Raw genomic sequence first — 12,521 nt, forward strand, 5'->3', positions numbered from 1 at the left:
GCCTAGTAAAGGTGAGGGTCACAACACTAAAGCTACACCATTACGAAATTATTACATGAGCCAATTGGAAAGTAACAATACAACACAGAATGTCAGGCTGGACAAGTGGCTGTGGGCTGCGAGGTTCTTCAAGACCCGCGCAATTGCCAGAGACATGGTGCAGTCGGGAAAGGTCCAGTACAACGGGCAACGAGCCAAACCTGGTAAGCATGTAGAGCTCGGTGCCATGATAAAAGTTCCCTCTGGATGGGATATTCGTGAAATAAAGGTGCTAGGCTTGAGTGATAAGCGCGTGAGCGCGACGCTTGCACAGACACTGTTTGAAGAGACTGACGAAAGTGTAACAAAACGTGAAGAAAACCAAGCTGCGCGAAAAATGAATGCATTTCACAGCCCTAAACCCGATCACAGACCTGATAAAAAGCAGCGACGACAGATTATTAAATTTAAGCAGCAATAATACGCTGCTCAACAGGATTAGTTATGAGCGATTTCGATAAATTACACCGCTTCTTATTCACTCAAGCCAACGTCCGTGGCGAATTGGTGCGCCTTGATGAGAGCTTAAAGCAAATTGTGCACAGCTATGAATACCCAGTGCAAATTCAAACGTTACTTAGTGAGATGGCAGCGGCGACGTCACTGTTAACGGCGACACTTAAGTTCAAAGGTGAAATTTCACTGCAAATTCAAAGCAAAGGCCCAGTGAGTTATGCGGTATTAAATGCCACCCACGAACAAACCCTTCGCGGCGTAGCGCGCTGGGATGAGTCTCTAGAGACGCTGCCTGAAACGTTTTCAGAGCTTTTGTCTCAAGCGGTATTGGTCATTACTATTACACCAGATGAAGGCGAACGTTATCAGGGCGTTGTCGCGTTAGATAAACCTTCTCTCGCTGAATGCATTGAAGGCTATTTCGACCAGTCTGAGCAGCTAGCGACCAGCGTTCACTTAATGACAGACTTGAGCGATCCCAGTAACGCAAAAGCGTCGGGCGTGCTGCTACAGGTACTGCCTACCGATGCCAGTGCTACCGATGTGTCGCAGGCGAACGAATTTGCACACATTTCTAAGCTGACTGAAACGCTTACCAAAGAAGAGATGTTTTCTTTGTCTGTTGAAGATATCTTGTATCGTCTTTATCACCAAGAAGACGTGGAAGTATACCCAGCTAAAGATGTGACGTTTGCGTGTTCATGTTCGAAAGAACGCAGCGCAGAAGCACTGCGTCATGTTGAGAAGTCTGAACTTCACGCAATTATCGCCGAAGAAGGCGCCATCAAAATGAACTGCCAGTACTGTCATACCGAGTATCGTTTTGACAGTATCGACGTAGAGGCGATTCACAATGGAAACTTTGACGTTTCATCGTCAAATCAATAACCACACGCTAGCGCTTGCCAGTAACAGGTAGGCTCGCATTTAAAGAATCAGAGCACCTAAAGAAGTGGGCACACTACGTTAGGTGCTTTTTTATTCCCCGCTTTCTTTCAATAAATCTAAACACTTAACGACTGGTTAAAAATTACTCACCAGTAAGTGTTTATCTTTTCATCATTAAGATGCACCTATCATTTCCCCGCTTTTTGAAAATTTTTACTGTTACTTTCAAAAAAAATTAGCGTTCTTTTATTTTGAAATTCATCGATCAATATCGCCGGCCTCATCACTTTTATCCCATATTTATCTGACAAATGGGTGAAAAATGTAATTATATTACAATATTTGTGAAATTATAGGCAGCTAAATAGTGGGTATGTGTTTTAAAAATGCGCTTTAAGCCTTGTTTACATTAGACTCTTGTAGGTGATACTTTTTTGAAAGTGCTTTTGAAAAATTACATATAGGGTAACAGCCATGACCGCAGCAGCCTCAATTCAAACGGAACTGAAAGTAACGCCACTCACCGACCTGCCTAATGCAGAACTCATTGAACGCGCAGTATTGCGCGGCGAAGGTGTATTAGATAAGAACGGGGCGCTTGTCGTTGAAACCGGCAAGCGTACAGGCCGCTCTCCAAACGACCGATTTATCGTTAAAGAGCCTTCTACAGAAAATGACATAGACTGGGGCAAGGTGAACAAGCCTTTTGACGCGGACAAGTTTGACGCGCTGTGGGACAGAGTAGATGCCTATCTTTCTACCCAAGAACACTTTCTATCTCACCTTCAGGTAGGTTCAGATCCTGAACATGCATTATCTCTTGAAGTACGCACGCAAACAGCATGGCAGCATGTGTTTGCTCGCAACCTTTTTATTATTCCAGAGAAGTGGAATGTTAAAGGCGACAAGCCTTGGCAAATCTTAAATGTACCTGGCTTTGTTTGCGAACCAGAGCGTGATGGCACCAACAGTGATGGCACCGTCATCATCAATTTCGCTAAAAAGCGCGTGTTGATTGCAGGTATGCGCTACGCGGGTGAAATGAAAAAGGCCATGTTCTCAGTGCAAAACTTTTTGCTTCCGGCGAAAGATGTACTCCCTATGCACTGCTCTGCAAACGTAGGTGAAGAAGGCGATGTGACTTTATTCTTCGGTCTTTCAGGCACAGGTAAAACCACGCTTTCTGCAGACCCTAAGCGTTTCCTAATTGGTGATGATGAGCACGGCTGGGCACCAGGCAGCGTGTTTAACATTGAAGGAGGGTGCTATGCAAAATGTATCGACCTTTCTCAAAAGAATGAGCCGGTAATTTGGAATGCAATTAAGTTCGGTACGATCCTAGAAAACGTTGTGTTAGATGAAACACGCACGCCAGATTATACCGACACGTCGTTAACCCAAAATTCACGTGCTGCCTACCCGCTTTCACACATCGAGAAGCGCGTTGCTGAAAACCGAGGCGGCGAGCCGCGCTCAGTGGTGTTTTTGACCTGTGACGTAAGCGGCGTTTTGCCTCCTGTTTCTGTGTTAAGTGAAGAAGCTGCTGCTTATCACTTCTTAAGTGGCTATACCGCGAAAGTAGGTTCTACTGAAATTGGTTCTACTAGCGATATTGAATCAACTTTCTCAACCTGTTTTGGTGCGCCTTTCTTCCCGCGTCCAGCAGGCGTTTACGCAGAGCTTCTTATTAAGCGAGTGAAAGCGTTTGGCGCTAAGGTTTACTTGGTGAATACCGGTTGGACCGGCGGTCCTTATGGTACGGGCAGTCGCTTTGATATTCCTACTACCCGCGCCATTATCGATGCGATTGTATCTGGCAGTTTGGCTGATGTAGAAACCCAGCATATTGATGCGCTTAACCTTGATGTACCTGTTTCAATTGAAGGCGTAGATAGCAATCTGCTTGTGCCGCAAAACACGTGGGCTGACAAAGAAAAGTACAACGAGTACGCAGCTAACTTGGTGAACGACTTTAAAGAAAACTTTGAAAAGTACGACGTTAGCGACGCTATCGTTAAAGCCGGGCCAGGTAACTAATACCTCGTCCGCCCCTTCCCAACGTTCATCACACTCAACGTGATTGATGTTTTGCCCGCACCGTGTTGCGGGCTTTTTTTTAGCGGTTGTTGATTGGTATGGTTAGGCTTTCGAGAGCTATCTGATTCAGTGACACCTTTACTATTAGAGCGTTGAGCTAAACCAATTTGTGGATACTGGAGTAAAGTCGATGTTCGACCTGTACTGAAAAAGCTCGCTGTCCATGTGACTGTCTCTAATCCAGTATTTCTGATTATCAATAGAAATAAGTCTTAGGGTGTAAGGCACGCCAAATGGATCTAGAGAAGCTGTTTCGATAAGTAATGAAGTATCAAAAATACGAATCTCTCTGTCCTTGTTATTGGGTGCAGGTATTAACTTGTTTTCGGCGTTATAGACAACAGGGACAGTAATATGAACGATGTCTTGTGGGAGATTATGCAGTCTAGCAATATCAGACAGCTTTTCGTCACTAAATACAGTAGGTTCAAAATGCCAACCAGCGTCAATGTGCACCGTCGCTAAAGCGACGTTATTATCTCCAACATGAACAAAAGCGTTAGGCTGAAATAATCTGACAAAGCAATAAAACCCAAATAAAGTTGTAACGACACTAAATAACATCCATCGCATTATTCATTTCGCTCTAGATTAACTTTGTTCGGAAAGGTTGGCATCGGCGCATAATTAGTTGATGGCATAAGGGAGTATTCTTCCATGATTACTAGACTCGCTTTTTGTATATCTTTTTATATCAGTAAGTGAGCCAAAGAGATAATCATTAATAACACAATTGTTATTAACAAATTTAACATTATGAATACGTATGTTTATTTAAGTTGAGCAAGGTACTGGCTATCATTCATCGTACACACGTAGGCTTCAATCTAGCGCGCTTCGCTATGAAGCACAAAGAAGGTTTTAAGCATGATAGACAGGAAACAGCGTTTAGCACTTGCATGTGCTGGTTTGGCATTTTTCTCGATAAATACGGTCGCCGAAGTTCAAACAGCACTACTCGAAAAAGCAACGCTACATATTGATACGGATACCAATGATTTCACGATAAGCGCCTTGCACAATAGTGGGTTTCAAGTAACGTATCTTACTGATAATAATGGCATGCCTTACGCAAATCTACCATCTATGGCGCTTCTCGAGCGCGCGTTGACTGACGTTACAAACACCACTGCCAGTAATCTAGAGCTAGTTGAAACAGCCACAACCCTGATCTTTAAACTCAATAATATTGCAGCGCATGTTGATAAGTCGACACACGCTATCAGTTATTCTGTAAACGGCAAAGTTGTGGCGAAAGAGCAAGGTGGACTTAGCATTTCCAGCAATGGCGTCAGCCTGTCGTTTGCGCTAGATAAAAACGAAAAGCTTTATGGTGGTGGCCAGCGTGTTTTAGGTATGGATCGTCGTGGTCATAGCATGCCGCTGTACAACAAAGCACATTACGGTTACACCACGTCTTCAAATCAGATGTACTTTGGCCTGTCGGCCGTGATGTCGTCAAAAAATTATAGCGTATTGTTTGATAACACCGCTTCTGGCGAGCTAGATATTGGCAAAACGAACAGCGAAGAGTTGCTATTTAAGGCGCAGGGCGGCCGCGCTAGCTACATCATGGTGTTGGGTGAAAGCCTAGAAGATACGGTAACGAATACCGTAGCAGTAACAGGAAAACAGCCGCTTCCTCCACGCTGGCTCCTCGGTAACTTTGCGTCGCGATTTGGCTATAAATCCCAAAACGAAGTTATGGAAGTGGTAGATGCTTTCAATAAGCAAGATATTCCCGTTGATGCCGTGGTGCTCGACTTATATTGGTTTGGGAAAGACATTCAAGGTCATATGGGGAACTTGAGTTGGGATCGTGAAACGTTTCCCGAGCCAGAGAAAATGATGAGTGAGCTACGCAGTCAAGACGTAAAAACTGTGCTGATCACTGAGCCGTTTATTCTGACAACGTCAAAGCAATGGGAAAGCGCGGTTGCAAATAATGCACTAGCGCAAAATGCTGATGGCCAGCCGTACACGTTTGATTTCTATTTCGGTAATACAGGCTTAGTTGATGTGTTCAGTGAAAGCGGCCAAAACTGGTTTTGGCAATACTATGAAAAGCTTGCTGCACAGGGTGTTGCAGGCTGGTGGGGCGACTTGGGCGAGCCAGAAGTGCATCCCGATGATATTCAGCACATGTGGCAGTCGAAGAAAGTAAGCGGCGCAGAAGTCCACAATGCCTACGGTCATCAGTGGGCGAAAACCGTGTATAACAATTTAACTGAACTGCAACCCGACACGCGCCCATTCGTGCTGATGCGTTCAGGCTTTTTGGGTAGTCAACGTTACGGCATGGTGCCTTGGACGGGTGATGTAAGTCGAAGCTGGGGCGGGCTCAAGCCGCAGGTAGAACTCGCACTTCAGATGAGTGTTTTCGGGTTAGCCTATACGCACTCTGACCTAGGCGGCTTTGCGGGTGGCGAAACATTTGATGCCGAGCTTTATACAAGATGGCTTCAGTTCGGTGCCTTTTCACCGGTATTTAGGCCTCATGCGCAAGATAACATTGCGCCAGAGCCGGTTTTCCACGCTGACCCTGTAAAGTCGATTGCGCGCAAGTTTATTCAACTTCGCTACGACATGCTGCCGTACAACTATTCGTTGGCCTTTGAAAATGCGCTTTACGGCACGCCATTAATGCGTCCGTTAGCGATGAAGTACGCTGAAAGCGATTGGTTTGAAAATGCAGACAGTTATTTGTGGGGCGACGGGGTTTTAGTTTCGCCCGTGACGATGCCCAATCACACGTTGTGGCCAACGGCGCTTCCTGAAGGCGTATGGTTCGACTTTTTCTCTGACACCCCATACCAAGGTGGTCGAACGGTGGATTACCCGCTAAGCGAAGACAATTTCCCAGTATGGGTGAAGGCGGGAAGCTTTATACCGATGGCTAAAGGGCTTAGTCGTACAGAGCAGTCCAATGCGCGCAAACTGGAAATACATTATTGGTATGACAGCTCGGTAACGTCGTCTTCCTATACCTATTACGAGGACGACGGTGTAGACCCAGCATCTGTCGATAAAGGTTTATACACCACTTTGCAGCTGCACTCGTCAGTAAATGACAACAACGGGTTAACCCTTTCGCTTAGCAGTGACGGCAGCTATATCGGTATGCCGAAACAGCGCAACATTAACTATGTGGTGCATGGTTTCAAAGAAAAGCCAAAGAGCGTTGCCATTGATGGTCGTGTCGTACCAGTGCAGTGGGATGAAAAAGGGAAAACGCTTTCACTTGCATTTTCGTGCGACTACCAGCAACCTGTGAAGGTAGTGATTATGTGATAATTAAGGACTGCTTTTCTTTATTACACGGTAAAGCTCAGCGTCCTTTGAGGGTTCACTTTATGGTTAAGGGGCATGCCTTTGCTGTGCCCTCACGTTTTAAATCGGATGTCTTTTTACTGATATCATCCATGGAGCCTAAATGAGCCGACTTCCTGCCACCATAGTTATTTTTGCTGGTTTTTTCCTAATTGGTAAGTTGTTCCTCTTGTGGGGAATACTGCTGCCAGATATTGCCGCCGATCTACAAATGTCAGAGGTTGTCAGTGGCGCGCTGTTCTCGCTTTTTTCAGTAGGTATGATGTTGGGCGCGGTGATAGGTGGCAAGTACGCCAGTCGCTTTGAATATATGCCGCTTTTAGCCACACTGTTTAGCATGAATACAGGGCTTCTGTTGCTGGTCTCAGTATTGTCGTCCTGGCAATGGTTTTTGGTATTAGCCGTGTTGATTGGTGTAGTGAGTTCCACAATATTCACTATTGGGCATACGCTCATTGCGCGCATGTATGCAGAAAAGCGCTTTACCATGATGGGGTTAATGGACTTTATGTTCAGCCTTGGTACCTTTGCTGCCTCGTTTTTCGTCACACTGTTATATCTTGTTGAGTATAACTGGCGTTTGCCTATTCAAGTCGTGGCGGGCGTTATGATAATCCTGTCTTGCTATACATTTATTGCAGCGCGCTCACAGGCAAAAGTACTTAAAGGCCAACCTAAAGCGCCAAAGAAAACCTTGGCCTTTGGCGTCATCATTAAGCAGCCGGTTTTTATATTTCTGACCCTGCTCACCTTTGGCTATGGCGCTGTAGAGTTTGGAAACGCGAACTGGTTTGTAAGCTATGCGCAAAACGGTTTGGGTTTTACCGGCGAGCAATCGCGTAATTTATTAGCATGCTTTACGGCTGGTATGGTGATTAGCCGCCTGACCTTTCCATTTTTACTCCGCTTTGTGTCGGTGCATCGCATGATAGTGTTAATGGCTACCGCTTCGCTTGCTGGCGTGTTCGCGCTTAAGCTTATGCCAACCTTTTACGGTATTGGTGCGGGTAATCTATTACTGGGTTTAGGATTAGGTGGGCTTTTTCCACTTGCACTGTCGGCGGCAATGAACATCGACAGCGACAACGGGCCGGTGCTTTCTGGTATTTCAATTATTGGTAATTCGACTGGCGTACAAGTCGCTTCTTTTTCTACCGGGCTTTGGGCCAACTTTGCACCGCTTACAACTGCGTTTTGGGTAATACCATTAGGGGGATGTGTGTTGTGGTTCGCTTCTTATGGTTACAGCAGGAAGATAAAGTACCATCGAAGCTGACTACCTTGAAAAGGCAGGCTCGGTGAATGAAGACCTTTCCTGTTGCTCACTATGGCGCGGTAAAGAGTCACCGCAAATCATTGGCAATTAGTGCTTTTGAGGCAAATCGGAAAGATAGGGTAAGTAAAACTCGGCCACTAAACCTTGCTGTGGGTGATTTCGCAGGGTTACTTCCCCGTCGTGGGTCTCTACAATTCTTCGAATTATAGCAAGCCCTAGGCCTGAGCCAGACGAATTGCGGGCTTTATCACCTTGTGCAAATGGCATGAAAACGGTGTCGAGTTCTTCTTCAGGAATACCTCGCCCAAAATCACGCACTTTGCAGTACACACGCTTTTCATGACGGTTGTAGAAACTGCTTATGGCAATGTCATCAGAGCCATATTTGAAGGCATTTTCAATGAGGTTATCAATAACACGCTTCATCGCTATGCGCTTTAATGACAGGGGCGGAATGGCATTAAGCTTGAGTTCAATGTGATGCTTATCATCTAAATGTCGAGCTTGTACAAGTTCGGCAATAATGGTGTTTAAATCGGTTTCTTGGCTGACTTCTTCGGTGTCGTAGCGTGCATAGTCGATGAACTGATCGATAATGGCGTTCATATCTTCTATATCGTTCACGATACCGTCTTTTATCCAGTCTTGATCGGCTGGCAGCATCTCCGAGGCAAGGCGAATACGGGTAAGCGGCGTGCGCAAATCGTGGGAGATACCCGCCGTCATAATATTTCTATCGTTTTCAAGCTGCTTAATACCCTGATTCATGCGATTGAAAGCGCGGGTAACCTGAATCATCTCTGTGCTGCCTTGTTCACGAAGTGGTGCGGGGTGCTCTCCTTTACCTACGGCTATTGCCGCTTTTTGTAAGGCTGACAACGGACGCGTCATACGTCTTACAAAAAGCCAGCCGCCCGCAACGCTCAAAATGCCTATTACCATCAAGTACATGGTAAGTGGCGAGATATTTGCTTCGTTTAACCCCGAAATAGGAATAGAAATCCATGTGTCTGGATAGCGGCTTAACGATATCCACACAATATATGGCGCGCTTTCGTCACTTGCTTGAGTTGTTGTACTAATGCGTACATCGGCAAGTTGCCTTAGCTGCTCGCTCACTTGTGACGATATGTAGCTATAGTAAACCGCGCTTTCAAGACCATTCTTTCTCGCAACACTTTCATCGAACACCCGCACTTGGGTTTTCTGAAAATAGCGATCGCGAGTCTCTTGATTGGTCACCAATAAATCATTAGCAAGCACGGATTTTACTTGCGTAGCTAGCAAGCTATTGATTTGCTGATAACTTGGTTGAATAAAATAATAAGTAACCGAGACGTACGACACTATCTGGTTAATCAGCAATAGTACGCCAATAAGCATGACAGTTTGGCCAAATGCACTTTTGGGAATTAAACGCATAGCTTGCTTTTTCGTCGTGTCATAAATTGGCCTTTGCTATTAAGGAGGCGACTGTATAAACCTCCTTAACGCTTTTGAATTTTTGTTTATCGCTCTATTTATTGTCGCGGCTTATCTGAGCAACGTTTTTAAACCCTACACGTGTGCCTTGACGGGACTATGCCTGTTCTCCGTCGGGCACAAAAACGTAACCTAAGCCCCATACAGTTTGAATATAGCGAGGGTTGGCCGGGTCTTCTTCGAGCATTCTGCGCAATCGAGAGACTTGGACGTCGATACTTCGTTCTAGGGCACTGTAGTCTCGACCTCGCGCCAAATTCATGAGTTTGTCTCGTGATAACGGCTCGCGGGGGTGGGTGACCAGCGATTTTAATACCGCAAATTCGCCGCTGGTCAGGGTAAGCGGCGTATCGCCGGCGGTCATTTCTCGTGTCGCCAGATTTAACTTGTAGTCACCAAACTCCACAATTTGCACATCTTTGGAGGGGGCGCCTGGCGCTTCGCTGCTGCGTCTGCGCAATACCGCTTTTGCACGGGCAAGTAACTCTCGTGGGTTAAAAGGCTTAGGTAAATAGTCGTCGGCACCCATTTCAAGGCCTATAATGCGATCGACTTCATCGCCCTTTGCGGTGAGCATAATGATAGGCATGTCGTTTTCTTTCTGGCGCAAACGGCGACAAATCGACAAGCCGTCTTCACCTGGCAGCATCAGATCTAAAACCATTAAATGAAAATTTTCTCGTTCCAGCAGTCTATCCATTTGTTCTGCGTTTGCAGCACTGCGAACTTGGTAGCCTTGTTCTAATAGATAGCGTTCTAGCAGGCTTCGCAGGCGCATGTCATCATCAACAACGAGAATTTTAGAGGTTTCCTGACCCATACTCATACCTTTCGTTTTACTTTTGTTTCACTATAACCACTAGATATGAAATACAAAAGCGAGAAAAGCGTAAAAGGCCCAGTATGTTTGTTACAAATAGTGTCTGGCTACTCTACCAAACTTGGCAGTACGGCATTCAACTTTTCTGCTTGTGAAGGTAATAAGTGCTTACTTGCAATTTGAGCAAATTTTCCTGAATCATACAGGGAGAATAAAGCAGTATTAAGTTCCGAAATAAAACCATGATTTTCTTCATGTTTGTTGCACATGACATAGCCAAATTTAAATTGGCTTTCACCTGCAATTTCAAGCCCAATGATATGGTATTCATCTGACTCGATGAATGGCTGCATAACTTCCGGATAAGTGATAATGAATTGCACTTTCCCAGATAAAAACAAATTTATGAACTGCTCGTAAGGGTTGATTGTTTCAAAGATATAAAGCTGGTTTTTATTTATTTTTACAATCTCCCTATCTATCGCATCGCCATAAGAATGATTTGCCAAGACTGCAAGAATGTTTTTCGATTCACTGTTAACTAACGTTGATAAGGGTAAGGATTGATTTTTTGACTCGTTTTTCGGTTGTGTGAGGTTTTCTGTACTTCCATGCCGATAAAGCCGTAGGCCGGAATAAATGTCGGTGGCAGCACTGAAAAGATACTTTTCTAAGCGCTGAGTCGTTTTTAACCTGTTAGTTGTACAAAAGGGTTTATCTGAATCGAGCAGATTTTCAATTCGTTTATGAGATAACACTTGAGTGCTACTTATAACGTTTTTCAGTTTTGGAAAAACCAACTGCAACACTTCTTCTGTCATGTTTTTAGGCGGCGAGACTGAATGCAACACATCTATAGTGTCCTGAGTGTCAAGCAATAACGTTGTCGCATGACTGCACATGGATGCGACAACGAAAATAACCAAAGATGTTAGCTTTTTCATAACATGTGACATTGCCAATCGAATGATATTTGTACCAATCACTTAGGTAAAACGCAACACATTAAGCGCCTTTGTGTCAGTTTTACCTTGCAATGTATCTAAAAAAAGCGCCACCATCGCATCAGTGCCAACGTACGCTTGCTCATAGAATGTAGTCTGTATCTTGTGAGCAAAGCCTTGCCACGCTTTCGCATATTTGGCGAGAAACACCTCGTGTCCCCACTCGCCCTGACGCAATTTTACTCGCGCTGGCGCAAAAAATATCTCTGCATCTAAAGCCTTCGGGTTAGGTTTTTCTGAGGCTTGCCAGTCGGTTGCACCAATAAGCGTGACCTTGCTTAAGTTGTCACCTAACACCTCAGTAAGGTTATTAATCAAGATGCCATTGGCTGCAAAATCCAATAACCAGTAGCGGTCATTGCTATCTAACGTTGCTAAGTCGTCATAGCTCACCACGTCATCATAACAGCCCGTGGCCTTTACCATGTCTACATTACCCACAGAAGTCAGCCCTACAACACGGTAGGTTGCGCCACGGTTCGCTTTCTGATCTTTCAACAACTGCGCCGTTCCAAGAGCCGTTTTACTAGAGGCACTGGACAGTAGTAACGATTCACCTTGCGATACATCATCAACAAAGTCATCTAACACAAACGAGGTCATGTACAGGGGGCGAAAATTCAGCTGCCATGCTTCTCTTTGCGGATTGTAGCCGGGGTCATTGGCGCAGCGAAGATATTGATCATACACAGGGCTAATGCTTTTGCGCTTTTCATGAACATCTGAAAATCCGTGTGGCGCGACTTTTCCGGCTTTTATCACCCAGTGGCTAGCCATGGGGAGATAGCCGAACACCTTTTCACCCTCGGAAATATCACTATGACGAGACGCCTTTACCGTAGCAAAACCCCAAACGGGTACAATACCAAATCCGGTGGATTCATCACGGTGAGCCGCATTTTCCGTTGGGAAAAAGCCCCAATATCCCATTTTAAATCCCAGCGCAGCATAGGTGATGTTGTTGGCAGAAAAGCCAAAACTGTCGATTTCAAGCAGCACTTCATCTTGCTGTAAGTCATGGGAATTGATGTCGCGGTAAACGACGTCGGTATTAGCAAGGTTTTGCTGGTCTACCCAAATTTGTTGGCTTTTTATTGTAGTCATAGTAGGGGCCTGCTGTCTTTTAAAA

General features: G+C 45.2%; 10 protein-coding genes. 5 read left to right on the forward strand and 5 right to left on the reverse strand.

Features of this window, described 5'->3' with window-relative positions; translation table 11 throughout:
• The first annotated feature begins 55 nt into the window (after positions 1-55).
• The 3 genes from hslR (at position 56) to GVO63_RS16760 (ending at position 3,420) form a co-directional block, all read left to right on the forward strand.
• Complete coding sequence (hslR, locus tag GVO63_RS16750; protein WP_159491645.1) at positions 56-460, forward strand: ribosome-associated heat shock protein Hsp15; 405 nt, start codon at positions 56-58, stop codon at positions 458-460.
• Between the two features lie 23 nt (positions 461-483).
• Positions 484-1,383 (forward strand): Hsp33 family molecular chaperone HslO, encoded by a 900-nt coding sequence (gene hslO, locus GVO63_RS16755; protein WP_159491643.1) that lies wholly within the window; start codon positions 484-486, stop codon positions 1,381-1,383.
• A gap of 474 nt (positions 1,384-1,857) precedes the next feature.
• Complete coding sequence (locus GVO63_RS16760; RefSeq protein WP_159581398.1) at positions 1,858-3,420, forward strand: phosphoenolpyruvate carboxykinase; 1,563 nt, start codon at positions 1,858-1,860, stop codon at positions 3,418-3,420.
• Between the two features lie 144 nt (positions 3,421-3,564).
• Here GVO63_RS16760 and GVO63_RS16765 read toward each other — a convergent pair whose 3' ends face one another.
• A complete protein-coding gene (locus GVO63_RS16765) occupies positions 3,565-4,053 on the reverse strand; it encodes a hypothetical protein (RefSeq protein ID WP_159581400.1) in 489 nt (162 codons plus the stop codon).
• Positions 4,054-4,347: 294 nt separating this feature from the next.
• Between GVO63_RS16765 and GVO63_RS16770 the strand changes: the two genes are divergently transcribed.
• Entirely contained in the window at positions 4,348-6,771 is a 2,424-nt protein-coding gene (locus tag GVO63_RS16770) for a TIM-barrel domain-containing protein (RefSeq protein ID WP_159581402.1), read from the forward strand.
• Positions 6,772-6,913: 142 nt separating this feature from the next.
• Positions 6,914-8,086, forward strand: coding sequence for a sugar MFS transporter (locus GVO63_RS16775; protein WP_159581404.1), 1,173 nt, complete (start codon positions 6,914-6,916; stop codon positions 8,084-8,086).
• Between the two features lie 87 nt (positions 8,087-8,173).
• Here GVO63_RS16775 and envZ read toward each other — a convergent pair whose 3' ends face one another.
• The 4 genes from envZ to GVO63_RS16795 form a co-directional block, all read right to left on the reverse strand.
• Positions 8,174-9,508, reverse strand: coding sequence for a two-component system sensor histidine kinase EnvZ (gene envZ / locus GVO63_RS16780; protein ID WP_159581406.1), 1,335 nt, complete (start codon positions 9,506-9,508; stop codon positions 8,174-8,176).
• A gap of 157 nt (positions 9,509-9,665) precedes the next feature.
• Positions 9,666-10,388 carry a two-component system response regulator OmpR gene (gene ompR, locus GVO63_RS16785; protein WP_308469305.1) on the reverse strand — a complete coding sequence of 241 codons (723 nt, stop codon included), beginning with the start codon at positions 10,386-10,388 and terminating at the stop codon, positions 9,666-9,668.
• 107 nt (positions 10,389-10,495) lie between these two features.
• Positions 10,496-11,332, reverse strand: a complete 837-nt coding sequence (locus tag GVO63_RS16790; RefSeq protein WP_159581408.1) for a transporter substrate-binding domain-containing protein — start codon at positions 11,330-11,332, stop codon at positions 10,496-10,498.
• Between the two features lie 42 nt (positions 11,333-11,374).
• A complete protein-coding gene (locus GVO63_RS16795) occupies positions 11,375-12,496 on the reverse strand; it encodes a DUF2855 family protein (protein ID WP_159581410.1) in 1,122 nt (373 codons plus the stop codon).
• Between the last annotated feature and the right edge of the window lie 25 nt (positions 12,497-12,521).

This window comes from Alteromonas sp. KUL106, assembly GCF_009811415.1.
GTDB lineage: Bacteria > Pseudomonadota > Gammaproteobacteria > Enterobacterales > Alteromonadaceae > Alteromonas.

Coding starts and splice junctions, on each gene's coding strand:
- GVO63_RS16760 (WP_159581398.1), top strand. CDS start 1,858: ATGACCGCAGCAGCCTCAATTCAAACGGAACTGAAAGTAACGCCACTC.
- GVO63_RS16790 (WP_159581408.1), bottom strand. CDS start 11,332: ATGAAAAAGCTAACATCTTTGGTTATTTTCGTTGTCGCATCCATGTGC.
- GVO63_RS16770 (WP_159581402.1), top strand. CDS start 4,348: ATGATAGACAGGAAACAGCGTTTAGCACTTGCATGTGCTGGTTTGGCA.
- ompR (WP_308469305.1), bottom strand. CDS start 10,388: ATGGGTCAGGAAACCTCTAAAATTCTCGTTGTTGATGATGACATGCGC.
- hslO (WP_159491643.1), top strand. CDS start 484: ATGAGCGATTTCGATAAATTACACCGCTTCTTATTCACTCAAGCCAAC.
- GVO63_RS16765 (WP_159581400.1), bottom strand. CDS start 4,053: ATGCGATGGATGTTATTTAGTGTCGTTACAACTTTATTTGGGTTTTAT.
- GVO63_RS16775 (WP_159581404.1), top strand. CDS start 6,914: ATGAGCCGACTTCCTGCCACCATAGTTATTTTTGCTGGTTTTTTCCTA.
- GVO63_RS16795 (WP_159581410.1), bottom strand. CDS start 12,496: ATGACTACAATAAAAAGCCAACAAATTTGGGTAGACCAGCAAAACCTT.
- envZ (WP_159581406.1), bottom strand. CDS start 9,508: ATGCGTTTAATTCCCAAAAGTGCATTTGGCCAAACTGTCATGCTTATT.
- hslR (WP_159491645.1), top strand. CDS start 56: ATGAGCCAATTGGAAAGTAACAATACAACACAGAATGTCAGGCTGGAC.